Annotated in this window: 24 protein-coding genes; 13 read left to right on the top strand and 11 right to left on the bottom strand. The window is 71.9% G+C overall.

Annotation, left to right across the window (positions count from 1 at the left end):
• The first annotated feature begins 126 nt into the window (after positions 1-126).
• The 3 genes from ACFZB9_RS00200 to ACFZB9_RS00190 are packed head-to-tail and all read left to right on the top strand — an operon-like array spanning position 127 to position 1,423.
• Positions 127-978: a Scr1 family TA system antitoxin-like transcriptional regulator gene (locus tag ACFZB9_RS00200; RefSeq protein WP_391442432.1), complete on the top strand. Its 852-nt coding sequence runs from the start codon at positions 127-129 to the stop codon at positions 976-978.
• 8 nt (positions 979-986) lie between these two features.
• Positions 987-1,178, top strand: a complete 192-nt coding sequence (locus ACFZB9_RS00195) for a hypothetical protein (RefSeq protein ID WP_391442430.1) — start codon at positions 987-989, stop codon at positions 1,176-1,178.
• A 53-nt stretch (positions 1,179-1,231) separates the two neighbouring features.
• Positions 1,232-1,423 carry a hypothetical protein gene (locus ACFZB9_RS00190; protein ID WP_391442429.1) on the top strand — a complete coding sequence of 64 codons (192 nt, stop codon included), beginning with the start codon at positions 1,232-1,234 and terminating at the stop codon, positions 1,421-1,423.
• 15 nt (positions 1,424-1,438) lie between these two features.
• On the opposite strand, the gene ACFZB9_RS00185 is transcribed toward ACFZB9_RS00190, so the two are convergent.
• A complete protein-coding gene (locus ACFZB9_RS00185) occupies positions 1,439-2,536 on the bottom strand; it encodes an RICIN domain-containing protein (protein WP_391442428.1) in 1,098 nt (365 codons plus the stop codon).
• Positions 2,537-2,719: 183 nt separating this feature from the next.
• Between ACFZB9_RS00185 and ACFZB9_RS00180 the strand changes: the two genes are divergently transcribed.
• The 3 genes from ACFZB9_RS00180 (at position 2,720) to ACFZB9_RS00170 (ending at position 6,492) form a co-directional block, all read left to right on the top strand.
• Entirely contained in the window at positions 2,720-3,685 is a 966-nt protein-coding gene (locus ACFZB9_RS00180) for a LuxR C-terminal-related transcriptional regulator (RefSeq protein WP_391442426.1), read from the top strand.
• 191 nt (positions 3,686-3,876) lie between these two features.
• Complete coding sequence (locus tag ACFZB9_RS00175; protein WP_391443295.1) at positions 3,877-4,791, top strand: AraC family transcriptional regulator; 915 nt, start codon at positions 3,877-3,879, stop codon at positions 4,789-4,791.
• A gap of 414 nt (positions 4,792-5,205) precedes the next feature.
• A complete protein-coding gene (locus ACFZB9_RS00170; RefSeq protein ID WP_391442424.1) occupies positions 5,206-6,492 on the top strand; it encodes an NAD(P)/FAD-dependent oxidoreductase in 1,287 nt (428 codons plus the stop codon).
• Here the strand turns inward: ACFZB9_RS00170 and ACFZB9_RS00165 are convergent.
• From ACFZB9_RS00165 to ACFZB9_RS00150, 4 genes are all read right to left on the bottom strand, one after another.
• On the bottom strand, positions 6,471-8,477 hold the full coding sequence (locus tag ACFZB9_RS00165; RefSeq protein WP_391442422.1) for a serine/threonine-protein kinase: 2,007 nt from the start codon (positions 8,475-8,477) through the stop codon (positions 6,471-6,473). The two genes, ACFZB9_RS00170 and ACFZB9_RS00165, sit on opposite strands and share 22 nt — an antisense overlap.
• 49 nt (positions 8,478-8,526) lie before the next feature.
• On the bottom strand, positions 8,527-9,552 hold the full coding sequence (locus ACFZB9_RS00160; protein ID WP_391442420.1) for a CU044_5270 family protein: 1,026 nt from the start codon (positions 9,550-9,552) through the stop codon (positions 8,527-8,529).
• Entirely contained in the window at positions 9,552-10,172 is a 621-nt protein-coding gene (locus tag ACFZB9_RS00155; RefSeq protein WP_391442419.1) for an RNA polymerase sigma factor, read from the bottom strand. Before ACFZB9_RS00155 ends, ACFZB9_RS00160 begins: the two co-directional genes overlap by 1 nt.
• A 175-nt stretch (positions 10,173-10,347) precedes the next feature.
• Positions 10,348-12,108, bottom strand: coding sequence for a hypothetical protein (locus ACFZB9_RS00150; RefSeq protein WP_391442417.1), 1,761 nt, complete (start codon positions 12,106-12,108; stop codon positions 10,348-10,350).
• A 350-nt stretch (positions 12,109-12,458) separates the two neighbouring features.
• On the opposite strand from ACFZB9_RS00150, the gene ACFZB9_RS00145 reads away from it, so the two are divergent.
• A complete protein-coding gene (locus ACFZB9_RS00145; RefSeq protein ID WP_391442415.1) occupies positions 12,459-12,749 on the top strand; it encodes a hypothetical protein in 291 nt (96 codons plus the stop codon).
• Positions 12,750-12,792: 43 nt separating this feature from the next.
• On the opposite strand, the gene ACFZB9_RS00140 is transcribed toward ACFZB9_RS00145, so the two are convergent.
• From ACFZB9_RS00140 to ACFZB9_RS00120, 5 genes are all read right to left on the bottom strand, one after another.
• Positions 12,793-13,509, bottom strand: a complete 717-nt coding sequence (locus ACFZB9_RS00140; RefSeq protein WP_391442413.1) for a MerR family transcriptional regulator — start codon at positions 13,507-13,509, stop codon at positions 12,793-12,795.
• Between the two features lie 120 nt (positions 13,510-13,629).
• Positions 13,630-14,688: an isopenicillin N synthase family dioxygenase gene (locus ACFZB9_RS00135; protein WP_391442412.1), complete on the bottom strand. Its 1,059-nt coding sequence runs from the start codon at positions 14,686-14,688 to the stop codon at positions 13,630-13,632.
• Between the two features lie 421 nt (positions 14,689-15,109).
• Entirely contained in the window at positions 15,110-15,472 is a 363-nt protein-coding gene (locus tag ACFZB9_RS00130) for a thioredoxin family protein (protein WP_391442410.1), read from the bottom strand.
• A gap of 28 nt (positions 15,473-15,500) precedes the next feature.
• Positions 15,501-16,940 (bottom strand): dihydrolipoyl dehydrogenase family protein, encoded by a 1,440-nt coding sequence (locus ACFZB9_RS00125; RefSeq protein WP_391442408.1) that lies wholly within the window; start codon positions 16,938-16,940, stop codon positions 15,501-15,503.
• 105 nt (positions 16,941-17,045) lie between these two features.
• On the bottom strand, positions 17,046-17,963 hold the full coding sequence (locus tag ACFZB9_RS00120) for a YbhN family protein (RefSeq protein ID WP_391442406.1): 918 nt from the start codon (positions 17,961-17,963) through the stop codon (positions 17,046-17,048).
• A 296-nt stretch (positions 17,964-18,259) separates the two neighbouring features.
• On the opposite strand from ACFZB9_RS00120, the gene ACFZB9_RS00115 reads away from it, so the two are divergent.
• The 4 genes from ACFZB9_RS00115 to ACFZB9_RS00100 all read left to right on the top strand — a co-directional run bounded on the left by ACFZB9_RS00115 (position 18,260) and on the right by ACFZB9_RS00100 (position 21,413).
• Positions 18,260-18,919: a hypothetical protein gene (locus ACFZB9_RS00115; protein WP_391442405.1), complete on the top strand. Its 660-nt coding sequence runs from the start codon at positions 18,260-18,262 to the stop codon at positions 18,917-18,919.
• A 119-nt stretch (positions 18,920-19,038) separates the two neighbouring features.
• The gene (locus ACFZB9_RS00110; protein WP_391442403.1) at positions 19,039-19,863 is read left to right on the top strand and encodes a DsbA family protein; all 825 of its coding nucleotides are present in this window, start codon (positions 19,039-19,041) and stop codon (positions 19,861-19,863) included.
• Positions 19,864-19,889: 26 nt separating this feature from the next.
• Positions 19,890-20,486, top strand: a complete 597-nt coding sequence (locus tag ACFZB9_RS00105; RefSeq protein ID WP_391442402.1) for a vitamin K epoxide reductase family protein — start codon at positions 19,890-19,892, stop codon at positions 20,484-20,486.
• A gap of 144 nt (positions 20,487-20,630) precedes the next feature.
• Positions 20,631-21,413: a DUF4232 domain-containing protein gene (locus ACFZB9_RS00100; RefSeq protein ID WP_391442400.1), complete on the top strand. Its 783-nt coding sequence runs from the start codon at positions 20,631-20,633 to the stop codon at positions 21,411-21,413.
• On the opposite strand, the gene ACFZB9_RS00095 is transcribed toward ACFZB9_RS00100, so the two are convergent.
• The gene (locus tag ACFZB9_RS00095) at positions 21,403-22,335 is read right to left on the bottom strand and encodes an EamA family transporter (protein ID WP_391442398.1); all 933 of its coding nucleotides are present in this window, start codon (positions 22,333-22,335) and stop codon (positions 21,403-21,405) included. The two genes, ACFZB9_RS00100 and ACFZB9_RS00095, sit on opposite strands and share 11 nt — an antisense overlap.
• A gap of 45 nt (positions 22,336-22,380) precedes the next feature.
• Between ACFZB9_RS00095 and ACFZB9_RS00090 the strand changes: the two genes are divergently transcribed.
• On the top strand, positions 22,381-22,935 hold the full coding sequence (locus ACFZB9_RS00090) for a MarR family winged helix-turn-helix transcriptional regulator (protein ID WP_391442396.1): 555 nt from the start codon (positions 22,381-22,383) through the stop codon (positions 22,933-22,935).
• Positions 22,936-23,051: 116 nt separating this feature from the next.
• The gene (locus ACFZB9_RS00085) at positions 23,052-23,663 is read left to right on the top strand and encodes a hypothetical protein (protein WP_391442395.1); all 612 of its coding nucleotides are present in this window, start codon (positions 23,052-23,054) and stop codon (positions 23,661-23,663) included.
• The last annotated feature ends 42 nt before the right edge of the window (positions 23,664-23,705 follow it).

Raw genomic sequence — 23,705 nt, 5'->3', positions numbered from 1 at the left:
CGTGCTACTTGAAGCTAGCGCGAGGAGTGGCAAAGTGCCACTGGATCGCCAGTAATTGCCACGAACGAGTTGGATCCAGGTGGCAGAGCGCGGCAGACTGACCTCGACTCAGCCTGAGAGGACCGCATGCCCACCCGACCTGTTCCTACTGAGCGTCAGAAGCGTCTCGGTGCCGAGCTGCGAAAGCTCCGCATCGCTGCGGGCGTGAGCACTGAGTACGCGGCGGGGCTACTCGGCCTGGATCGCACGAAGATCTCCAACATGGAGTCAGGCGTCAGGGTGATCAGCCCTGAGCGCGTGCGGACGTTGGCCAGTAACTACGCCTGCGCTGACCCTGCCTATGTCGAAGCACTCGTCGCCCTGGCGGACCACCGTAACCGAGGGTGGTGGGAGGAGTATCGGGGCACGTTGCCATCAGGCATGCTCGACATCGCCGAGCTCGAATGGCATGCGGTGCGTTTGCAGACGGTGCAGACCGTTCATGTGCCAGGTCTCCTGCACACTGAGGACTATGCTCGGGCCATCTTCGCTTCGGTGCTACCACCGCTGTCGCGGCTGGAGGTCGAGTTGCGAGTGGAGCTCCGTATGGCACGCCAACGTGTCCTCCGGCGACCGGATCCGCTCTCGTATGTGGGATACGTGCACGAGGCTGCGCTGCGGATGCAGTTCGGCGGGCGTCAGGTGATGAAGTCCCAGCTTGAGCATCTATGCAGCGAATCGGAGCGGGAGAGCGTCAGTCTCCGCGTCCTGCCGGTCGAGTGCGGTTCGTTCCCCGGAGCGGGCCATGCCCTGCTCTACGCGGAGGGCTCTGTGCCTCGGCTGGACACAGTGCAGCTTGATTCGGCGCACGGGCCGGAGTTCATGGATGCCGAAGCCCAACTTGCCAAGTACCGTGCACACCTGGAGTGGATGGCTCTGGCGGCCCTGCCGGCCGAGCGGTCGCGGGATTTCATACACGATATTGCTCAGAAACTTTAGGGGAAACAATGTCTGACATTACTTGGGAAGAGCCGTTCTGCGGTGAGGGCAACAACTGCTTCCGTCTCGGCACCGATGCTGACGGCAACGGCTACGTCGCCGTGGTCGGCCAGGAGGACAGCCCCATCACCGACTCCCTCTCCGCCCTCCGCACCCTCATCCTGGACATCAAGGCGGGCAAGGCCGACCATCTCCTGTAGCGAGTAGGGGCAGCGCGTCCGCGCTGCCCCACACGCCATCCTTGGGAGACCCGATGCCTGAGATCACTTGGGAAGACCCGTTCTGCCAGGACTGCAGCAACTGCTTCCGCCTCGGCACCGACGCCGACGGCAACGGCTACATCGCCGTGGCCGGCCAGGAGGATCACCCCCTCACCGACTCCCTCTCGGCCCTGCGCGCCCTCATCCTCGACATCAAGGCGGGCAAGGCCGACCATCTCCTCTAGCTCCTCCAGCGATCCTCAGGAGCACGAGGTGAACGTCGGGCTGGTGTTCGCGACATAGATCGTGGCGCCGCCGCTGGGGTCGTCCGCGAGCGGCACGGTGATGGTGTCGTCGGCCGTCCACGGGATGCCGCGCGCGTCGAAGGTCCAGGTGCCGGTCACCTTCTTCGCCAGCTCCGACAGCGTCACCCACCCGTACTGCTGCTGCGGCACGGTCACGGTGACGCTGTTGTTGACCGTGGTCGAGCCGTTCCAGATGTGACTGGCGGTCAGGTCCTCCTTGATCATGCCCTGCAGCACGCCCACCTTGGCCGGGGTCCCCGCAGTGAGCTGCGTCCCCATGTCGACCCCGATGGTGTTGGACCAGCCGCTCATCTGCTGGACGCCGAAGACCTGCGCGACCGTGCTGCTCGTGTTGTTGAACCAGACCGAGGAGACGCACTGCTTCGGCAGCGGAGCCGCCGCCGCCTCGCTCTTCTCCGCCCAGGAGCAGCTGGACGGGTCCTGCTGGCACTGCTTGGCGCCGTGGTCGACGGCCAGGTTCAACGCCGCCTCCGGCGCACCCGTCGACCACTCCTGGTTGGCCGTGCCGTTGCAGGCGTACTGGTCGGTCCAGGCATCGTCGTACTGGGCGCCGAGCAGCAGGTCGAGGCAGGTGTTGTCGCCCTGGTGGCGGATCATGAAGGCGTCGGTCGCCCCGGCGACCGGCTGGAAGTACCAGTTCTGGCTGGCCTGGCCCCCGCAGCTCTGCTGGCGCAGCGCCGGCACCAGGACGGCGAGGTCGATGCACTTGCCGGTGTCGTTGTTCACGATGCTGAAGGACGAGTCCGACGGGTTGACGTTCAGGTGCCAGGACTCGTGGTAGCCGGGCGCCGAGTTGGTGACGATGTAGGCCCCGTCATCCATGTTCCCGTTCTGCACGTCGAGTTGGCGTCCGTTGCTCAGGGACTTGAACGACAGGCACTGGAGCTGGGCGGCGCAGCCGCTGTCCGCGTGGGCCTTGGCCGTCGAGAACGGGGAGGCCGTGATCCCCAGGGCGATGCAACAGGTGATCAGGATCGCCGCTATCGCTCGCAGGTAGGGCACCGAGTGGCTCGGGGCCGGGGTTGACGTCACAGGTCGCTTCCTCTCTGTTCTTCCGCTCGGCACTGGGCGTTCGGATGTCGACACTCTCAGTGCCGATGCGCCGAGTGCCAGAGCGGACCGCGGCGCACATGAGCCATGGGCCCATGTGCGCCATGTGCGCGGTACGCTTCCGCTGTCGACAGGCTCGACATGAACACGGCAAATGGGGGTGACGTGGACACTCTGTTCGATCCCGACTCCGACCACGGGCGGGTCTACCGCTCGCTCATCGGCCTGCCACGGGCGTCGCCCGGCGAGCTGGCGGCGCGGGCGGGCCTGAGCGAGGCCGCCGTCCGGGCGGCGCTGGAGGAACTCGCGGCCGACGACGCCGTGGTGACGGTCGACCCGCAGTCCCGGGCCTGGGACGCGCTGCCGCCCGCGCAGGTCGTCGGGGCGATGCTCGAACGCGACGCCGCCCGCCGGGCCAACCTGCGGCAGGCCGGCGCGGAGCTGGAACGGCTCTACCGCTTCGCCCGCAGGGACGCCGGCCACTACGGCGCGCTGGAGGTCGTCGAGGGCGCCGATCGCGTCCTGGCGGCCGTCCGGCAGCTCCAGCGGTCCGCCCGCCACGAGGTGCGGGTCATCGACATGCCGCCGTACTCCGGCACGCCCGACTACTACCCCGACCAGGAGGCGCTGCAGCGCGAGCGGATGGCCGCCGGGGTCGTCTACCGGGTCATCTACCACGGAACCGCGTTCGACGACCCGATCGCCGGCCCCAACCTGGCGCGCATGATCGAAGCCGGCGAGCAGGCCCGGACCTTGGACGATCCGCCCATGAAACTCGCCATCGGCGACCGCGAGTCGGCCGTCGTGACGCTCGACGCCGACGACCACTGCGGCGTGGTCGCGCTGGTGATCCGCCCCTCCAGCCTCTTCCGGGCCCTGTCGAACGTCTTCGACGGCCTGTGGCGGCTCGCCGTTCCCATGTCGACGGCGGGCATCGGCACCGGGATCGACGCCCGGGACCGGCAGATCCTCACCCTGATGGCCGGTGGCGCCACCGACGACGCCATCGCCAGACGGCTGGGACTGGGCCGCCGCACCGTCGTGCGCCGGGTCTCCGCCCTGCTGGCCAGGCTGGGCGCCACCACCCGCTTCCAGGCCGGCGTTCAGGCCGCTCGGCGCGGCTGGCTCTGAGCCGGCCGCCGGGGTGCGGCCGGGCCCTGGAAACCTGGTCAGGGTGTCACGCGACGGCTAGGCTGCAGCGTCCGTCGTGGTCATCGGTGCAGGTCAGAGGAGTGAGTGTGGGGACAGGGCTGGTCGACACCCGTGCGACCGGACCGGCCGGGGCAGCTGGAGTGGTGTTCGCGGGCGGGGACGTTTCCGCGATGCAGGCGGCGGTCAGTCAGCACTTCACCACCCACAGGTTGAGACTCCGGCCCGATCGTTCGGTCGGTCTCCGGGCCAGCTTCCGCTGCCTCAGCCAGGGTGCCGTGGCCATGTACGAGATCGGCTACGGCGTCGAGGTCGCGATCGAGCCGGGTGAGCTGCCCGACTTCTACGTCCAGGTCCCCCTGGCCGGGAGCGGCACCGTCGCGATCGACGGCAGACAGCTCCGCTCGCCCCTGAGCATGGCCGGTCCCGGGCAGCGGCTGTCGATGGCCTGGAGCGCGGACACGCTGGCCCGGGTGGTGATCATCCGCCGTGACGCGATCGAACAGGCGCTCGCCGCCCGCCTCGGTGAGGTGCCGTCCGGGCCGCCCCGTTTCGAGTCGGTGCTCGCCGACGACGGCGCCACCGGTGCGTGGCTGCGCGGCCTCTCGGGATTCGCGGACTGGGCCGAGGCCGGTCTGCTCGACCGGTCGCCGCTCGGGCAGGGCCACTTCGAGCAGGTGCTGGTCCACGGCCTGCTGGACGCCCAGCCGCATTCGTTCTCCGAGGCGCTCGCCGACCGCGGCGTCGGCATCCTGCCGAGCGCGCTGCGCCGCGCCACGGCCTACTGCGCCGAGCACGCCCACGAGCCGATCGCGGTGGCGGACATGGCACAGGCCGCCCGGGTCAGCCCGCAGAGCCTGCGCGCGGGCTTCCGCACCCACCTGCAGACCACCCCCCTCGCCCATCTCCGCCGGGTCCGCCTCGATCTGGCCCACCGTGACCTGCTGGCGATCGCCGACGGACGCGACACCGGGACGGTGACGGACGTGGCGCTCCGCTGGGGCTTCACCCACCTGGGGCGGTTCTCCCAGACCTATCGCCACTGCTACGGAGTGACGCCCTCCCAGACGCTCCGCCGCTCGGCCTGACCATCTGCCGCTGATCCCAGGCTAGTTGGCGGACCCAGGGGTCCCCACAGCGGCGGCTGCGGCGAGGAGCCCGGCGAGGGCGCTCGTGGGACCGGACGTCTTCCGTGTGCTGCGCATGTGACTGTTCCTCGGGTGTTGGTGCTGAGGACGGCGGCGCCCGCGGTACGGACGCGAGCCTCGCCAAGGATCACCAATCGTGCGGGGGCGGGGCTATCCGAAAACGTCCGGAGATCCACAGCGGGAACGGATAGCGGATCCCGCCTCGGTGCGGCAGGGCGCCTGAGGGAGGCCACCGCGGCCCGATCGGACAGCACCCCGAGTCCACAACTCTTGACAACTGCTCATGTTCCTGACAGCACTGACACTGCACCACTCCCACGATCGGCACCACCCCCCGAAGGGAGCGATCAGCACATGACCAAGCCTGAGAGCACGGGACACGACTACGACGTCGTCATCAGCGGAGCCAGCCTCGCCGGCAGTGCCGCGGCGATCCTGCTCGCTCGACGCGGCGTCCGCGTCGCCTTGCTGGAACGCCGCTCGGACCCCGAAGCGTACAAGGTGCTCTGCACCCACTCCCTCACGGCCAACGCCTACCCGGTGCTGGACGAACTCGGCCTCATACCCGCTCTTGAGGAGGCGGGAGCTGTCCGCAACGAGTCCCGCCTGTACACCCGTTGGGGATGGATCGAGCCGAGGGCAGCGCCGGCGGGCCCCGAGCTGCCGTACGCCTACAACATCCGGCGCAGCGTCCTCGACCCGTTGATCAGGTCCCGCGCGGCGCAGACCCCTGGCGTCGATCTGCTCCTCGGCCACCAGGTGACCGGGCTGGTCCGGGAAGCCGGACGAACCTCGGGGGTGCGCGCCTCGACGCCACAGGGCGAGCGTGAGATCCGGGCCCGCCTGGTGGTCGGCGCCGACGGCAAGGACTCGGCCGTGGCGAAGTTCGCCGGGGTGTCCGCCCGGCAGTACGAGAACGCGCGGTTCGGCTATCTCGCGCACTTCCGCAATCTTCCGCTGCACGGCGGAATCGGCAGCGTCTGGTTCCTCGAACCCGACATGGCGTACGCGTTTCCCAACGACGACGGGGTGACGGTCGTCGCGGTGCTGCCGGACAAGAAGTGGCTGCCGGCCTTCCGGGAGGACCTGGAGGGCAGCTTCTTCGCCTACGTCCGCGCCCTGCCCGAGGCACCGCCCATCGACTCCGCCGAACGCGTCACGAAGTTCATCGGCACCGTCAACTACCCGCTCCACAGCCGCAAGCCGACCGCACCGGGCGTCGCGCTCATCGGCGACGCGGCCCTGACCGCCGACCCCCTGTGGGGCGTGGGATGCGGGTGGGCCCTGCAGTCCGCGCAATGGCTGGCCGAGGCGATCGGCTCGGCCGCGACCGGTCAAGGTGACCTCGACAGGTCGCTCGCGGCGTACGGACGCCGACACCGGCGCCGGTTGCGCGGCCACCAGTACCTGGCCGCCGACTTCGCCAAGTCCCGCCCGTTCAACCCCGGGGAGCGGCTGATGTTTTCGGCGGCAGCGCGCGATGAATCGATGGCGCGGCACACGTATCTGTTCGCATCCCGCCTGATCGGCCCGCTGCGCTTCTTGAACCCCGTGGCACTGGCCAAGGCCTCGGCCGTCAACATCAAGCACCGCGGGGCGGCTGGGTCACCCGGTGGAGGTCAGTGGCGCGGCGGTGCCTGAGGCTCCCCGTCCCCACCCCCGCGGTGGGCCGCCAGTCCCTCCTCGATCGCGCGGGCCAGCTCCTCCTGTCCCGCGTACCGGGCCTTCTGGCCGGTCTCCGCCCAGGAACCGTCCGTCCGCACCACCAGCACCGGCTGCCGGGCGAGCGTCTGCCCGTCGCCCGCCGGGGGCAGCAGGACGACCCTCAGCTCGGCCGCCCGCATGGTGTCCCCGACGCGACCCGGCGGCACCTCCAGGCACAGGTGGTAGTCGCTCGACCCGTTGCCCGGGAGGTCGATCGGGTACTCGAACGTCCCCGGGCCCACCGGCTCGCCGCGTGCGGTCAGGTCCTCCAGGACCGGTGACACCTGCTTGAGGAACCGCAGCCGAACGACCGCCGGCATCCTGATCCGCAGTGCGAGGTTGCGTGCGAAGGCCTGCCGGGTGCTGTCGATGATCGACGCCAACTCGCGGGCGAGGACGCCCTCTGGCGCCGCCGGCTCGGCCACGATGCCCAGCGTCCCGCTCAGCGCGCTGGTGACCGACCTGAGCTGTCCCACCGACCAGTTGCTGCCGATCCCGCGCGCGTGGCAGGCGAAGCGCCCGGCCGAGGAGGTGAGCGCCGCCGCCAGCTCCTGCGGCCGCTCCGCCGCCGCGTCCACATCCGTCAGCAGGATCGCTGTGCGCACCGTGTCGGCGTGGGCGGCGAACAGCCGATCGGCGAGCCGGAGCCAACGCCCGAAGGCCGCCGCCGCCATCGGCTCCAACCGCTCCAGCGCGGCGCGCGCCTCGGCCTTCGTCGCGGCGGTCGCCCGGACCAGGCGCATGCTGTCCGGATACAGCATCCGGGCGTACTGCGAGCCGGCCACCACCGCGAAGGCGACGCCCTCGTCCAGGCCCTCGATCGCCTCGGCGACGCTGCGCCTGACGGCCCGGAAATCGGCCTCGGGCAGGGCACTTGAGAGCCCGAGCAGCAGGACGAGCGAGCGCGGCGCCGCGCTCGCCGGGTCCGGCGCATCCGCGTCCGTCCCGCGCACTGTCAGGATGGCGTTGGCCTCCACGGCCTCCGGCAGCAGGTACTCGTTCTGGAACACCTCCAGCTCGATCCCCGAGCCAACCGGCACCTCCGGGAGAGCAGGGGCGACCGGGAGAGCCGCGAGGGCCGCACCGCCGCCCCCCGGCTGTCCCACCCGCCTGAGCTGCTCCGCGACCGCCCCCGCGTCCCTGGGCCGCGCCGCCGGGTCCTTGCTGAGCAGCGCCGAGACGATCCGCTGGAGCGCGTCCGGCACCCCCGCCCGGCGCTCGGACAACAGCGGTGGCGGCGTCTGGAGGTGGGCCACCAGCACCGCCGGGTAGCTCCCGAGCGAGCTGAACGGCGGTTGCCCGGTGAGCAGCGCGAACAGCACGCAGCCCAGCGCGTAGAGGTCCGCCCGTCCGTCGACCCGCCGCCCCTCGCACTGTTCCGGGGCCATGTAGGCGGGGGTGCCGATCAGGTTGCCGGTCCGGGTGAGGTCGGAGTCGGCCCGGATGTACCCCGCGATTCCGAAGTCGCAGACCTTGACCCGGCCGCCCTCGACCAGCATGAGGTTGGCGGGCTTGATGTCCCGGTGGACGATGTCCTTCCGGTGCGCGTACGCCAGCGCGTCGGCGACCTGGGCGGCCAGGTCCACCGCCTGCTCGACGGGCATCGGGGACGTCTGCTCCTTGAGCAGCGCGCCCAGGTCCCGCCCGTCGAGCAGTTCCATCACCAGGTAGAGCTGCCCGTCGTGGGCGCCGATGGCGAAGACCTGGGTGATGCCCGGATGCTGGAACCGTGCGGTGACCTTCGCCTCGCGGCGGAACCGCTCCAGGAGTTCGTCGTCGACGCCCACCTGTCGGGAGAGGAACTTGATCGCGACCGGGCGGTCGAGTTCGGGGTCATGGGCTCGCCAGACCTCGCCCATCCCGCCCAGCCCGAGCCGCTGCTCCAGCCGGTACCGGCCGTCGACGGACATCCCAGCAGACATCCCGGCAGCGTACCGTGGCCTGCCTGCGTCAGGCCCGGGACGTGGGTCGTCACTGCGCGGGGCGCACGCCGACCTGGTCGACGTAGGCCTGCTGCAGCACCGACTCCTGGCTGATGACGGTGCCCTTCGGGCCGACCTGGGAGTCCGAGGTGGTCTCCCAGTTGAGCCCGAGGTAGTGCAGGCTGTCCTTGTCGAAGACCCACAGGTTCTGCGCCCCGCCGTCCACCACGCCCACGCCGATGCCGTGCCGGCCTGTGGCGTCCGTGACGTCGTCCACCAGCGTGACGCCCGGGATCTTCTGAGCCGCCTTGTAGATCGTGGCGGCGACCTGCGGCGGGGCGAAGTCCAGCATGCCGGTGAGGGCCTTGAAGGCCGCCTGGTTCGGCGGGTTCTTCTCGCCCTTGGTGGCGTCGTGGACGACCTTCAGCAGAGCGTCGGGGTCGGCGGGCAGGGCGCGCAGGAACTGCACGGTGGGGTTTTCGACCGAACCGGCGTCCGGGCGCAGGGGACTGCTGCTGTTCGCACCGTCACCCGTGGAGATCAGCCCGGTCCTGCTGCCGTCGACCGATTCCCAGATCTCCTGGGTGTGCGGCTGCGCGTACTGGTACGTGTTCCCGCCGTCCGGCATCGCCTGGAACCCGAGCGAGCCGATCACCCGCTTGACGTAGACGAAGTCGCCGCCGTTGGTGGCCGGCATGGCGGCGGCGACCGTGGCAACCTGGTCGAGCGCCTGCACGGCGTTGGCGGGCACCGCCCGGACCGCGCCCGGGGTGCCCTGCGACGCGCTCGGCCCTGCGGTCCCGGTGCTCGCCTTGGCGTTGTCGGGCCCCGGGCCGCCGCCGGTGGGCAGTACCAGGGCCAGCGCCAGGCCGCCCGCGAGGACCGGCAGCGCCGCCCAGCCGAGTCGGCGGACCGGCGCCCCTGTCGTGCTGACAGTCTCGTTGGTCCCGTTGGTCTCGTTGGTCTCGCGCATCAGGTACTCCCTCAACTGCTGTCGGCGGCCGGTGGAGAGCACGGGGGTCGACGGGGTGGGAAACCGGTTCCGCAGCTCCGTCAGATCATCGTTCTGGTTCATCAGGCGTTCTCCTGGATCGGCCGGACCGCGATTGCGCGGCCACCTCGTACCTGTCCGCCCAAGGGCTGGGGTTCCCGACGCATTTCCTCATCTGCCAATCCACGCAGTCGAGTTCGCGCTCTGGACAGCCGCGAGCGAACGGTGCCGACCGGGATGCCCAGCGCCTCGGCAGCCTCCGCGTAGCCCAGTCCGGACCAGACGCAGAGGGTGAAGACCTCCCGTTCGGCGCGCCGCAGCCGAGCCAGTGCGCGGTGCGCGGCGGCCAGCCGGTCACCGTCGTCCAGTCGGCCGACCAGCTCGTCGGCGAAGTCCGGGACGTCCTCGCGGGCAGGCAGCCGGTTCAGCGCCGCCCGGTGCCGGCGGGCGGCTCGGGTGGTGTTGCGCAGCACGTTGGTGGCGATTCCGAACAGCCAGGGCCGCACACTCTCGCCCTCCTCGTGCAGCTTGGCGCGCAGCCGCCAGGCCTCCAGGAAGGTCAGCGAGACCACGTCCTCAGCCGCCGTCGAATCCCCCAGCACGCGGTTCGCGTAGCGATGGATCGCCTGTGCCTGTTCGTCGAAGAGCTCCCCGAAGGCGCTCTGGTCTCCGGCGCGCAGCCGTGATCGCAGTGTCAGTTCCACACCCCTGTCTGTCCGCTCAGCACTCCCGGTTCCCAGGAGAGACCATGTTCCCGACCGAGGAGCGGCGGGACCGCACCCGAAGGTACAGCCCCGCCTCGCCCTGCCCCGCCTCGCCCTGCCCGCCCCGCCTCGCCCTGACGAGGTCAGTGTCCGGCCCGGGCAGGCTGCCGCTACGTCAGGCCCAGGTCCTCTCCTCCAGCGAGCCGTTCGTGCCGGTCGCGAACAGGTCGATCATGTTGGGGCCGGGGGAGAGCGCTGCGGTGTTGCCGGCCAGTGCGCCGCCCTGGGACGCCCAGGCGCCCCAGCTGCCGTTGCTGTAGAGGCTGTTCCAGATCGCGCCGTCCTTGCCGCGGACGTAGACCTCGATCTCGCCGGAGTTCGGCTGCCACAGGGAGGCCGCCGGCGAGCTGCCGGGTGCGATGCCGGCGGGCAGGGCCGGCAGGTCCGGCGACCAGCTGGTCCAGCCGGCGGCCGGGGTCCAGTACTTGTGCCAGATGTTGTTGTTGGTGCCGAGGCCGAAGAGATCGATGCGGCCGTTGTCGGGGGAGGTCGCCGCCGGGTCGGAGATGATCTTCGCGCCGAGGCTCTCCCACTTGCTCCAGCCGTTGCTGTAGTCCAGGTGCCAGATCGCGTTGTCCTTGCCGCGCACGAACAGGTCGAGCCGGCCGGTGCCCCAGGAGGTCACGGTCGGCGTGGCGCCGGCGGCCAGCCCGGGCGGCGGGGCGGCGAAGTCGGTGGTCCAGTTGCCCCAGCCGCCCGGGTTGTTCCAGGAGCGGTGCCAGATGTTGCCGTCGGTGCCCACGCCGAACAGGTCGAGCCGGGAGGAGTCCCAGGAGACGGCGGCGGGGTTGGAGACGAAGCTTCCGCCCATCGACTCCCAGGGGTACCAGCCCGCGCCGGTGGTGTCGTACGGCTGGTGCCAGATGGCCCCGTCCTTGCCCCGGACGAACAGGTCGAGGCGCCTGGGGCCCCACGAGGAGACCACCGGGGAGGCTCCGGCGGCGATCCCCGGAGTCGGCGCGTTGTGCTGCTGCCAGTTGGACCAGGAGCCCGAACCCATGGCGCAGCCACCGGAGTTGTTGCTCCACAGCGGCTGCATGGCGAAGCTGTTGCCGGAGAGATTGGTGTTCCCGATGTTGACCCAGGCGCACTTGTCGGCGATCTCCGCGCCGGCGCTGTCCCGCCAGCCGTTGATCAGCGGGTCGGTGATGGTCTCGGCCATCTCGTGCCCCGCGACGATGCTGACGCCGTCCAGGGTGCCGGCGGCGCCGTTGGCGCTGCCCGCTCCGCAGGAGCCGGCCGCGTCCGGCATGTACGGCAGGTCGGTGTAGGTGATGCTGGGCAGCGCCGCGACCGCGCCGTGGTAGCCGCAGTAGCTGCTGCCGAAGCCCGCCGTCGAGTGGCCGGTCGGAGTCGCCACGATGATCTGGGTGTTCAGCGAGGTGCCGGCGCCGAAGTGCTGCGCGGCGCTGACCGCCTCGGCCTGGAGCTGCGCGTCGGTCGGCACGGCCGGGACGGGGGTCGGGTCCGACCAGGTGCCGGCCAGCATGTCGGGGGAGGAGGAAGCGCCGTACTGGTCGAGGGTGGCCAGCCAGGGCGAGGCGCCGACCGAGGAGTAGAACCGGTTGAGGTAGGGCTGCACGCCCGCCGGGTCCGAGGTCCAGCCCCAGTAGTCGACGTAGATCCGGGGTGCGGTCTGGACCGGGCCGTTGCCGCTGTTCACCAGCGGGCCGCCGCCGTTCGCCGTGGGCTCCGGTCCGGAGGGGTTGCCCGCGTCGTCCGTGGCCGCCAGGTGCGGGCGGACGGCGGCGGCCGGGGCAGCCGCCACCGGACCGGCGGACGGCGCCACGGGTGCCCCGGGCGCAGCGGGAGCCGCAGTTGCCGCGGTGGCCGACGGCACCAGGCCGAGGACCGGCAGCGCCGCTGCGAGAGCCATCGCCAGCGCCGTCGATGTTCTTGATATCACTGGTAGTTCACCATTCTTGCCACTGCCGACGGCAGCGGCCGGTTCGGACGAGGTGGAGGTACCGAGTGGAGCGAAGGACACCTTCCGGTGGCAGGACTGGGCTCCGGCCACCGGAAGGTGGTCCCGTAGCCTCTACGGCTGAGACCGCGCACCGGGCTCAACCGAATGGGGGACCTGCTGAGGCGGCATCAGGGGAGCGACGTGAGCTGAGATGGACGGAAACCATTGACTGGTCCAGACCAGTTCAATAGCCTCGTCCTGCCCCGCTTCGGTGGGCTCGTGCTCCGTTCCTTTCCCTCCCCCACGAAAGGCTCCACGGCATGACCATGACCATGACCCGACGCATCCGCACCGCGGCCGCCCTCGCGCTGGCCGTCGGCGCCGGTCTCGCGACCGCCGGTACCGCCACCGCCGCGACCGCCGCCCCGGCGGTCACCCCGCCCGGCTACACCCTGCACGCCACGTACTACTACCAGGACCAGTGCACCTACGCCGGCAACCAGGGTGTCGCCAACCACCAGTGGACGTCGTTCTACTGCACCTGGACGCCGTTCAACCCGCCGTTCACCGGCTCCGGCATCATGGGCGAGGCCGACCTCTACGTCAACTGACCTCAGGCACAGCCAAGTTCGCGGTCAGGCCGAGGGCCGTGGTTCAGCGGCCCTCGGCCAACTGCTCGGCCAGCGATCGGTGGAAGGCCGTCACCAGGGCCTGGGTCAGCATCGGTTCGATCTGCCCGGTCAGCTCGCGCATCCGGTCGACCTCGGCCTCGGCCGGCTCGCTCTCCCGGAACGGCTTCCACACCGTCTCCCGGAAGAGACGGTGCAACTCCCGTGCGGTGGCCTGGCTGTGCAGGCGGACCACCGCACGGGTCGCGACGATGGTCTCCAGCGGTATCGGCAGGTCCAACAGCCGCGCTCCCAGCGGCAGCAGCCCGGGCTCGACCCGGAACACCCCCGCCCGCTCGGTGCGTTGCAGCGCACCCATCGCCACCAGCCGGTCCAGGTCGTCCTCGGTCAGCTCCCGCCCCACGCGGCGGCAGAGCTGCCCGACCTCGGCCTCCTCGGTGCTCTCCGGCGTCCACGCGGCCACCAGGGCCCGGTGAATCGCCAGGTCCAGCGAGCCGATGTCCGGGGTGAGTTGGGCCAGGTACCGCTCGATCGCGGCGAGCGTCAGGCCCTGCCGCTGCAACTCCTCGATCAGCTCCAGCCGGTCCAGGTGCTCGGGCCCGTAGAACCCCACCCGCCGAGGCCCGAGTTCGGGCGGCGGCAGCAGCCCCCGCCCGCTGTAGAAGCGCACCGTCCGCACCGTGACCCCGGCCCGCGCGGCGAGTTCGTCCACGGTCAGACGAAGGGGCACAGTGGCAGGCATCGGGGCTCCCGGTTCGACAGTCCTGCTGTGACAGTAGCAGTGCGGCAGTGCCCGGAAGCGGCGAACGGGCGCCGGCCCCGCCCGAAGGGGCAGGGCCGGCGCCCGTTCAGCGACGGCGGCTCAGAGGTTCGGGTGGTGGCGGCGGGCGACCTCGGGGTGGGCGCGCAGGTAGCCCTTCAGCTCGTTGCGGCCGAACTCGGCGTAGAGCGGGTTGGCCGGGTCCGTGGTGGCGCCGGGGGCGTGGTGCGCGTGCGGGAAGTCCAGCGGTTCGATGTGGGCGTCCAGGCGCGGGTTGTAGAAGAACGGCACCGAGTAGCGCTCCCGGCCGCCGGGCGGGCTGACCACCCGGTGGTTGGTGGCCTTCAGGTAGCCGTCGGTGGCCACCTCCAGCAACTCGCCGAGGTTGACCACGAAGGCGCCGGGCATCGGCGGCACGTCCAGGAAGGCGCCGTCGGGCATCTCCACCTGGAGGCCGGCCACGCCGTCGGTCAGCAGCAGGGTGAGGAAGCCGTAGTCCTTGTGCGCGCCGACCCCCTGCCCGGTGCCGTTGGGGGCGCTGCCGGGGTAGCGGACCAGCTTGAGGCGCAGGTGCGGCCGGTTGGCGAAGGCGGGGTCGTAGAACTCGGCCTTGGCGCCGATCGCGGTCAGCAGCTCGTGCAGCAGCAGCCGGGCGACCCCGCTCAGCCGCTCGATCCAGGCGAGCGAGGCGGTGCGCAGCTCGGGCAGCGCGTCCGGCCACTGGTTGGGGCCCTCCAGCCACCAGTAGTCCGGCTCGCCGGGGCCGGGGCGGTGCTCGGTCAGCTCGTTGCCGATGTCGAGCTGGTCGCGCCAGTCGCTGCGGCCGCCGGTGCGTTCGTCGCCGATCCGGGTGTAACCGCGGAAGTGCGGGGAGTTGAGGTTGCTGATCGCCAGCCGCTCGGCCTCGGGGAGGGCGAAGAAGGCGTGCATGGCGTCGGTCAGCTCGGCGGTCTCGCGCTCGGTGACGCCGTGGCCGACCAGGTGGAAGAAGCCGACCTCGGTGGCCGCGTGGAGGAGGTCCGCGTGGAGCGCGGCCCGCTGCTCCGGGGTGCCCGAGGCGGCCGAGAGGTCGATCACCGGGAGACCGGCGGCGGGGGCACCGGCGGGGACGGTGGCGGCGGGGGTGGGGGATATGGAGCTGGAGCTGTGCTGCTGCGACATGAGGGTGACATCCGCTGGTTCGGCCCGGCGGTCCCGGCGGTGGCCGGGTGGATCGGGGAGGCGGCGGATGATGGCGCCACGCCCCCGGTGCCGGGGTCCTGGAGGTGAGGGAGATCGGGGGTCAGCGGTGGCCGCGACAGGACATGCTCGTGACGCGGAGCAGGTCCACGTGGCGACGCCTGACGAGAATGAGCACGTCCACCAGGGTAGATGGCTCAGGGGGGCGAGCGGGGTGTGACCTGCATGACAGGCGATTATGAGGGCGCATGCCGAAGCCCGTCGAGAGTCAGACCGGCCAAACTGACCGGCCGCAGTGACCGGCCGGAGTGACCAGCCAAAGTGACCGGCCGCAGTGACCGGACACAACGCCAACCCGGTGCCGGCGGCCCACCACCGGCCGCCGGCACCGGGCCGCTGCGCCTCAGGACTGCTCGGCCGCGATCTTCGCGTGCACCTCGGCCATGTCCAGCTTCTTCGCCTGCTGGATCACGTCCTCCAGCGCGGCCGGGGGCAGCGCGCCGGGCTGGGCGAAGATCATCACGTTCTCGCGGATGATCGCCAGGGTGGGGATCGAGGTGATGCCGAACGCGCCGGCCAGCTCCTGCTGCGCCTCGGTGTCCACCTTGCCGAAGACCAGGTCGGGGTGGTTCTGCGCGGCCTTGTCGTAGACAGGCGCGAAGCTGCGGCAGGGACCGCACCAGGCCGCCCAGAAGTCGATCAGCACGAAGGAATCCGCGGTGACGACCTCGTCGAAGTTGTCCTTGGTGAGTTCCACGGTAGTCATGCTGCGGGCAACCACCTTCGCTCCATGCCTATTCCGAGTCCCGGTAGGTCTCCAGCAGCCGCAGCCAGATCTCGCTGACCGTGGGGTACGAGGGCACCGCGTGCCAGAGCCGGTCGATCGGCACCTGGCCGACCACCGCGACGGTCGCCGCGTGCAGCAGCTCGCCCACCCCGGGACCGACGAAGGTGACGCCCAGCAGCACCTCGCGCTCCAGGTCGACCACCATCCGGGCCCGCCCCTGGTAGTCGTCGGCCGCCAGGGATGCGCCGGCCACCCGGCCCAGCTCGTAGTCGACCACCCGCACCCGGTGCCCGGCCCGCTCGGCCTGCTCGGCACTCAGGCCCACGGCCGCCACCTCCGGCTCGGTGAACACCACCTGCGGCACCGCGGTCAGGTCGGCGGTGGCCGCGTGCGCGCCCCAGGCGCCCAGCTCCAGCGGGCGCCCCAGCGCGCGGGCGGCGATCGCGGCGCCCGCGATCCGCGCCTGGTACTTGCCCTGGTGGGTGAGGAGGGCGCGGTGGTTGACGTCACCGGCCGCGTACAGCCAGTCGCCGGCCACCCCGCGCACCGCGCAGCTGTCGTCCACCGTCAGCCAGCCGCCGTCGACCAGCCCCACGCTCGCCAGGCCGAGGCCCTCGGTGCGCGGGGCCCGGCCGGTGGCGAGCAGCAGCTCCTCGGCGACGAGCGAGCCGCCGTCGTCGAGCGTGACGGTGACCTGCGCGCCGTCCCGCCGCACGGCCGTCGGCTGCACACCGGTGCGCACCACCACGCCCGCCGCGCGCAGCCCGGCCGCGACCAGCTCGCCGGCGAACGGCTCCAGGCGCGGCAGCAGTCGCGCACCGCGCACCAGCAGGGTGACCTGGGCGCCCAGCGCCTGCCAGGCCGTGGCCATCTCCACGCCGACCACGCCGCCGCCCACCACCACCAGTCGCGCGGGCACGGCCTGGGCGCTGACGGCCTCCCGGCTGGTCCACGGCCGGGCCCCGGCCAGCCCCGGCAGGTCGGCGGGCAGCACCGCGCGGCTGCCGGTGCACAGCGCCACCGCGTGCCGGGCGGTGAGCAGCCGCTCGCCGCCCTCGGGGGTGCGCACCAGCACCCGGCGCGGGCCGTCCAGGCGGCCCTCGCCGCGCACCAGCTCGGCGCCGATGCCGGTCACCCAGGCGACCTGGCCGTCGTCCTTCCAGTGGGAGGCGAAGGAGTCGCGGCGGGCCAGCACGGCGGCCACGTCCAGCTGCCCGGTGGCCGCCTCGCGCGAGCCGGCCACCGCGCGGGCGGCGCTCAGCGCGGCGGGCGGGCGCAGCAGCGCCTTGCTGGGCATGCACGCCCAGTACGAGCACTCGCCGCCGACCAGCTCGCTCTCCACCACGGCGGTGCTCAGCCCGGCGGCCGTGGTCCGGTCCGCCAGGTTCTCGCCGGTCGGCCCGGCGCCCACCACGATCACGTCATACTCGCTGGCCTCGGTGGTCATCTGCACACACTCCCTCGCGGACGGGTGACGTTCCGTCAGTCATCCTCGGGCACCGGAGGCCGGAAATGGGCACCGGAAGCCGGAAAGGGGTGCGCCGCGACCCGTTCAGACCGCCTGGCGGCGCTGCAGGATCCCGAGGGCGGCCCAGCCCGGCAGCACCGGCAGCACCACGGTGATCAGCCGGAACAGCACCACGGCCGCCGCCGCCCGGGTGCCGTCCAGTCCGCTGGTGGCCGTCAGCAGCGTCGCGGTGGCGAACTCCACGCCGCCCACGCCGGCCGGGGTCGGCGCGGTGGAGCCCAGCGCGTTGCCGAGCAGGAAGGCCACCGCCACGGTGGCGAACCGCGCGTCGCCGCCCGTCGCCCGCACGCAGGAGTAGAGGCAGGCGGCCAGTGTCATCGAGACCAGCAGCTGCCCCAGCACCCCGACGGCCAGGTGGCGCGGGTGGCGGGCCAGGTCGCGCAGCCGGGTCAGCGACCCCTCGGTCAGCGGGCGCAGCCGCCCCAGCGCCCAGCGCCGCCAGTGCGGCACGGCCAGCAGGACCAGGACGACGGTCAGCAGGACCCCCGCGCCGCCGAGCACCGCCAGCTCGCCGTCGCCGTCCGACTCCTGGTCGGGGTGGAACCCGGTGAGCCAGAGGAAGAAGGCGAGCTGGAGCAGGTGCAGCAGCAGGCCGATCAGCTGCCCGGCCCCCACGCTGGAGGCCGCCGGGCCCGGTGCCACCCCGGCGCGCAGCAGCAGCCGGGTGTTGAGCGCCATGCCGCCCAGGCCGCTGGGCGCCACCAGCTTCACGAAGGAGCCGGCCAGCTGGGCCAGGCCCGCCCGGGCGAAGCCGATCCGCTCGGGCACGAAGCCGAGGAACCCCAGGGTGGCCGCCGGATAGCTGGCCACCATCGCGAGCACGCCCAGCAGCGCCCAGCCCGGGTCGGCGCTCAGCACCGCGCCGACCGGATCGACCCTGCTCTTCGAGGCCGCGAACTCGAAGTAGAGGAGCAGCGCGAAGACCAGCGCCCCCGCCACCATGATCACTGTGCGCGGCCGGAGCCACCTCGACCTGAGCCAGGCCGGCCGGTCCGCTCCCCGCGTGCGCGATATCCCCGTTGTCACCGGGGCATGCTCGCACGGCGACCCTGGGTGGTGCCGGGGTTTCCCCGGCCCTTCCCGGCCCATGGCGGCTTCGACACAAGGGGACGGGTGGGTTCCCCGTGCCGGAAGGGACAGGTGATCAAGAGTTCCGCCGGATTCTGCGGTTTTTCTCACCCCGAGGCCCCGTTCGCACCCTCGTCGCGGTCGACCGTCGCATGACATACTCCGGAACCGTGACCACCTGCCGCCTGACCCGGACGCTGCGCGCGCTGCTCTTCGCCGCGCTGGCCGTTCCGCTGGCCGCGGCCGGCCAGGTGGTGGTGACCGGGCGGCCGTTGCCGCTGACCGTGGTCGTCGCCGCCGGTGTGGTGGTCTTCGCGGTGGCCGCGGTGCTGGCCGGGGCCGATCGCGGCTTCTTCCAGATCGCCGCAGTGATGCTGCCGGTCGAGCTGATGCTCAACACCACCTTCAACCTGGGCCAGGACACCTGTGGCTCACCGAGGGCCGCCCAACACGTGGGCGGCGGCCACGGCCTGGACCTGATGGTCTGCGGCGGCGGCTCGGTGGGCGGCGGCGGGGGAGCACTGTCGCTCGCCCCGACCGTGCTGGAACTGGTGCTGCTGACCGTGCAGGCGGTGGTCACCATGGTCGCCGCGCTCTGCCTGCGACTGGCCGACGCCGCCCTGGTGCGGCTGCCCGAACTGCTCGGCGCGCTGGCCCGGCTGGCGCCGGACGCGCTGCGCGCCCTGCTGCTGCTCGCCCCCGTCCCGGCCCGGCCCGCCCCCGGATCACCGCTGCCCGAGCCCCGCCCGGAGCACGCGCCCACCGAGGACCTGCCGCTCGCCACGTCCCGTCACCGCGGACCGCCGGCGTCCTTCGCACTCGCCTGCTGAGCCCGTCCTCCCGCCTCGCGGGGGCCGTCGGCCAGTGGTGTGTGCGCCGTCGACGCCCACTCCCCGCTTCAAGCGTCCCCGAGAGCCGTATGCCCGGGTGACGCGGACAGGACCTCCCCATGAGCAGCAAGTCGAACGGTAAGCAGAGCAACGACCAGAAGAGCGCCGCGCGCCGCGAGCGGCTGGCCGAGGCGCGGGCGCGCGAGCTGCGCGCCGAGAAGATCCGGCGCCGGATCGTCATCGGCGCCTCGATGGCCGTGGTGATCGCGCTGGCCGGCGGGGTGGCGATCGCCGTCAACAGCGGCAGTGGCCACGGCACCTCCGCCTCCTCCGGCAGCAGCGCCCCGCTGGTGGTGCCCGCCAACACCAGCGGCACGGACGGGACCGTGGTGACCTACGGCAAGGCCGACGCCGCGCACACCCTGGACGTCTACGAGGACTTCCGCTGCCCGATCTGCAAGAAGTTCGAGACCTCCGACGGCCCGACCGTGCAGCAGCTGGCCGACAGCGGCACGTACAAGATCCAGTACCACATGGCCGCTTTCCTGGACAACAACCTCGGCGGCAAGGGCTCGATCACCGCGCTGGCGGCGGCCGGTGCGGCGCTGAACCAGAGCGTGGACGACTTCAAGAAGTTCCACGACGAGCTCTACGCGAACCAGCCCAGCGAGGAGACCGACGGCTACGGCAGCGTCAACACGATCCTCGATGTCGCGGCCAAGGTGCCGGGCCTGAAGACCGACGCCTTCGTCAAGGCGGTCCAGGACGGCACCTACCTGCCGTGGGCGCAGAAGGTGGCCGACGCCTTCAACAGCAGCGGTGTCCAGGGGACCCCGACCATGAAGCTGGACGGCAAGGCGCTCACGCTCTTCGACAACGCGGGCAACCCGATCAGCGCCGACCAGTACACCACGCTCATCCAGCAGGGCACAGGTACCAAGTGACCACCGCCGCCGAGGAGAGAGGGCCAGTGGCCGAGTACCGGCCCGGACGCGCGTTCACCTGGCTGCTGGCGATCGCCGGCGCGCTGGGACTGTACGGATCGTCGGTGCTCACGATCGACAAGATCCGGCTGCTGGAGAACCCGAACTACGTACCCAGCTGCAACATCAACCCGATCATCAGCTGTGGTTCGGTGATGCGCACCCACCAGGCGGCGATCTTCGGGTTCCCCAACTCGCTGTTGGGGCTGGTGGGTTTCGGCGTGGTGCTGACCATCGCCGCCGCCGTGCTGGCGGGGGCCCGGTTCCGGCCGTGGTTCTGGCTCGGCCTGCAGTTCGTGTCGCTGCTGGCCGTGGTGCTGATCACCTGGCTGATGACCCAGACGCTCTACGTGATCGGCGCGCTCTGCCCGTACTGCATGGTGGTCTGGGTGGTGACCATCGCGATCTTCTGGTACACCACACTCTTCAACCTGCGCAGCGGAGTCATCCCGGTCGGTGACCGGATGAAGCCGGTGGTACGGGAGTTGCACCGGTACCACTGGGTGGTTCCGGTGCTCTGGTACGCCGTGATCGCACTGCTGATCCTGAACAGGTTCTGGTACTACTGGAAGACCCTCATCTGAGGCGGGAATTGCGGGCGGCCCCGTCACGGGGCCGCCCGGGTTCTGCCACAGGCGTGTATCAACGCGGATAGCGGACAGGCGTGTCGGGCACAGTGAGCGTGTCAACCCAGTTGACCCCGACTGACTCGGCGAAGGAGCACCACGATGTCCCGCAGGCTTGCTCGGACCTCTCTCGCCGCCGCAACTCTGGTGGCCGCGGCGGCAACTCTCACCCTGGCCGGCTGTTCGTCGTCCGCCACCTCCGCCAACCCGCCCGCCGGGACCACGGCCGGGACCACCGCCGGCGGCACCGCCTCCTCGAGCGGGAGCGGCAGCGGCAGCGGTGGCGCGTCCGGGAGTTCGGCGCCCGTCACGTCGGCGCCCGTCACCTCCGCGCCGGGCACGTCCGCGCCGGGTGCCTCCTCAGGCGGAGCAGCAACCTCCGGTGGCGGCACGAGCACCACCGGCGGGCCCACCGCCACCTCCCCGGGGACCACCACCGCCTCGCTCGGCTCGCCCGGCCCGGCCGGCCCCGGCGGCTGCACCAGCTCCGAACTGACCGTGGCGCAGAGCGATCCGGGCGTGGGAGCGGGCCAGTACTACGCGAACCTGGTCTTCACCAACACCTCCGGCCACAGCTGCACGCTGACCGGCTTCCCCGGGGTCTCCTACGTGGCCGCCGACGGCCAGCAGTCCGGCAACCCCGCGACCCGCACCGGCGATTCGTACCGCACCGTGACGCTGGCCCCGCACGGCACCGCGAAGGCCACCCTGCACGACGCCAACGGCATGGCCGGCTACGACCCGGGCCAGTGCCAGCTCACCAGCGTCAAGGGCCTGCGGATCTACCCGCCCGGCGAGAAGGCGGCGCTCTTCCTGCCCTGGGACACCCAGCACTGCGCCGGTGCGAGCATCCACTCGCTGACCATCGGGCCGCTCACCACCTGAGCCGCGAGCCACCGGCCCGGGACGGGCCCGGTATCCGGCTCCGTATCCGGCGGTGCGGCTGGGCGCCGTTCCGCCGGGGGCGGACCTGGGCGAGCACCAGGGCGGCCACGATCACCAGGGCGCCCAGGAGTTGGGCGATGGTCAGGCTCTGCCCGAGGGCCAGCCAGCCCACCAGGGTGGCGACCAGCGGGGAGAGCAGCACCAGGAAGGCCACCTGGGTCGGGGCCAGCGAGCGGATGCCGCGGAACCACAGCGCATAGGTGAACGCGCCGCCCACCAGCGTCAGATAGCCGTAGCCGACCAGGTTGCGGCCGGTGAGCCCGTCCGGCGGCAGGCCCTCGGTGAGCAGCGCGAGCGGCACCAGGAGCAGCCCGCCCGCGATCAGTTGCCACCCGACGCCGGCCAGCGGTGCGGGGGAGGACCAGCGCTTGCTCAGCACCACGCCGGTGGCCATCGCCACCGTGTTGCCGAGCGCTGCCAGCAGCCCCCAGCCGTCCAACTGCGCGTTGGCGCGCAGGACCAGCAGGCTCACCCCGGCCACGCCCGCGAGCCCGGTCAGCAGTGTTCTGGTCGACAGCCGCTCACCGAGCAGGCCGCTGGAGAGCGCGGCGACCAGCAGGGGTTGCAGGGCGCCGATGGTGGCGGCCACGCCGCCGGGCAGCCGGTAGGCCGCGACGAAGAGCAGGGCGAAGGACGCGCCGATGTTGAGCGTCCCGAGCACGAGTGAGCGCCACCACCAACTGCCGTGGGGCAACCGGCGGGTGATCACGAGCAGCAGCAGACCCGCGGGCAGCGCGCGGGCCGCCCCGGCGAGCAGCGGGCGGTCGGGCGGCAGGAACTGGGTGGTCACGTAGTAGGTGGTCCCCCACAGGGCGGGGGCCAGCGCGGTCAGCAGGACCGTGCCCGCTCGATTCCTTAGCACTAAGATAAAGTATCTCAGCGCTAAGAGAATTGCTAGCCTGTTTCCATGACAGACGCCTCGGCCCCGAACGGTGACCCGCACGACCGGCCCTGCGACCAGGTGGACCGGATCCTCGCCCAGTGGGCCGCGCAGCGACCCGACCTCGACGTCTCGCCGATGGCCGTGCTGGGCCGGCTCAAGCGCCTGGCCCGCCTGGTCGAGGGCGAGCAGCGCCGTACCTTCGCCGCGCACGGGCTGGACGCCGCCGCCTTCGACGTGCTGGCCACCCTGCGCCGCAGCGATCCGCCGCACCTGCTGACCCCCGCCGAGCTGATGCGCTCGGCGATGGTCACCTCCGGTGCGATCAGCCAGCGCCTGGAGCGGCTGGAGGAGCGCGGCCTGGTCAGCCGGCGGCCCAGCACCACGGACGGACGGGTGGTGCACGTCGCGCTCACCGCGGCCGGACGCGAGCTGATCGACCGGGCGCTGCCCGACCACCTGGCCACCGAGCAGCGCCTGCTGGCCGCCCTCGACGGCGGCGAACGGGCCGGGCTGGCGCAGACCCTGCGGGCCGTGCTGCTCGCCCTGGGGGACGGCGAGGGCGACCCGCGCACCGGGTGAGGCAACCCGGCCATCGGCCGTTGAACGGCGGCGGCGCGGGCTGCGTACCCCCGGGTGGAGCGGTCGCCCGGCCGCCCTGTGGGAGGTCCCGCCGCCCAGCGCTCAGGAGGGCCGCCATGCCGAACAGCCGCCGCGTCGGGGTGCTGACCGCCGCCGGCGCCGCCGTCCTCGCCTTCGCCAGCGCCTGTGGTTCGACCGCCGCCTCCTCGGGCACCGCCTCGCCCGGTATGACCTCCAGCGGCACCACCCAGGCGCCCGCCGCCACCGCGCCGGCCACACCGCCACCGGGCACGCCCGCGAACGCGGCGGTCAAGGTCACCACGGTCAGCGGGCTCGGCCAGATCGTCACCGACAGCAACGGCTTCACGCTCTACCGCTTCGACCAGGACAGCGCGAACCCGTCCAAGGCCACCTGCACCGGCTCCTGCGCCACCCTGTGGCCGGGCGCCGCCGCGCCGAGCCAACTGACCGGCAACGGCGTCAGCCCCGCGCTGATCGGCACGGTCACCCGCGCCGACGGCACCGAGCAGCTCACCCTGAACGGCTGGCCGCTCTACCGCTACGCGCCGGACACCAAGGCCGGCGAGGCCAAGGGCGAGGGCGTCGACAGCAGCTGGTGGGCGGTGAACCCCAGCGGTGGTGAGGCCAAGCCCGCCACCCCCACCAATTCCAACGCGCCCGACATGCCCTCCAACGGTGTCACCAACAACACCGGCAACGGCTACTGAGTGCGGCCGGTGAGCACGGAGCGCTGCTACTCGACCCGGAGG

Source organism: Kitasatospora sp. NPDC008050, from assembly GCF_042957465.1.
GTDB lineage: Bacteria > Actinomycetota > Actinomycetes > Streptomycetales > Streptomycetaceae > Kitasatospora.
The sequence above is the reverse complement of the archived record's forward strand: the minus strand, read 5'-3'. Positions and strand labels throughout refer to the sequence as shown.

Bases quoted from the DNA above. Each gene is read 5' to 3' on its own strand.
- ACFZB9_RS00200 (WP_391442432.1), top strand. From the start codon at position 127: ATGCCCACCCGACCTGTTCCTACTGAGCGTCAGAAGCGTCTCGGTGCC.
- ACFZB9_RS00195 (WP_391442430.1), top strand. From the start codon at position 987: ATGTCTGACATTACTTGGGAAGAGCCGTTCTGCGGTGAGGGCAACAAC.
- ACFZB9_RS00190 (WP_391442429.1), top strand. From the start codon at position 1,232: ATGCCTGAGATCACTTGGGAAGACCCGTTCTGCCAGGACTGCAGCAAC.
- ACFZB9_RS00175 (WP_391443295.1), top strand. From the start codon at position 3,877: ATGCAGGCGGCGGTCAGTCAGCACTTCACCACCCACAGGTTGAGACTC.
- ACFZB9_RS00170 (WP_391442424.1), top strand. From the start codon at position 5,206: ATGACCAAGCCTGAGAGCACGGGACACGACTACGACGTCGTCATCAGC.
- ACFZB9_RS00165 (WP_391442422.1), bottom strand. From the start codon at position 8,477: ATGTCTGCTGGGATGTCCGTCGACGGCCGGTACCGGCTGGAGCAGCGG.
- ACFZB9_RS00160 (WP_391442420.1), bottom strand. From the start codon at position 9,552: ATGAACCAGAACGATGATCTGACGGAGCTGCGGAACCGGTTTCCCACC.
- ACFZB9_RS00150 (WP_391442417.1), bottom strand. From the start codon at position 12,108: ATGGCTCTCGCAGCGGCGCTGCCGGTCCTCGGCCTGGTGCCGTCGGCC.
- ACFZB9_RS00145 (WP_391442415.1), top strand. From the start codon at position 12,459: ATGACCATGACCATGACCCGACGCATCCGCACCGCGGCCGCCCTCGCG.
- ACFZB9_RS00140 (WP_391442413.1), bottom strand. From the start codon at position 13,509: ATGCCTGCCACTGTGCCCCTTCGTCTGACCGTGGACGAACTCGCCGCG.
- ACFZB9_RS00135 (WP_391442412.1), bottom strand. From the start codon at position 14,688: ATGTCGCAGCAGCACAGCTCCAGCTCCATATCCCCCACCCCCGCCGCC.
- ACFZB9_RS00130 (WP_391442410.1), bottom strand. From the start codon at position 15,472: ATGACTACCGTGGAACTCACCAAGGACAACTTCGACGAGGTCGTCACC.
- ACFZB9_RS00125 (WP_391442408.1), bottom strand. From the start codon at position 16,940: ATGACCACCGAGGCCAGCGAGTATGACGTGATCGTGGTGGGCGCCGGG.
- ACFZB9_RS00120 (WP_391442406.1), bottom strand. From the start codon at position 17,963: ATGGTGGCGGGGGCGCTGGTCTTCGCGCTGCTCCTCTACTTCGAGTTC.
- ACFZB9_RS00110 (WP_391442403.1), top strand. From the start codon at position 19,039: ATGAGCAGCAAGTCGAACGGTAAGCAGAGCAACGACCAGAAGAGCGCC.
- ACFZB9_RS00100 (WP_391442400.1), top strand. From the start codon at position 20,631: ATGTCCCGCAGGCTTGCTCGGACCTCTCTCGCCGCCGCAACTCTGGTG.
- ACFZB9_RS00090 (WP_391442396.1), top strand. From the start codon at position 22,381: ATGACAGACGCCTCGGCCCCGAACGGTGACCCGCACGACCGGCCCTGC.
- ACFZB9_RS00085 (WP_391442395.1), top strand. From the start codon at position 23,052: ATGCCGAACAGCCGCCGCGTCGGGGTGCTGACCGCCGCCGGCGCCGCC.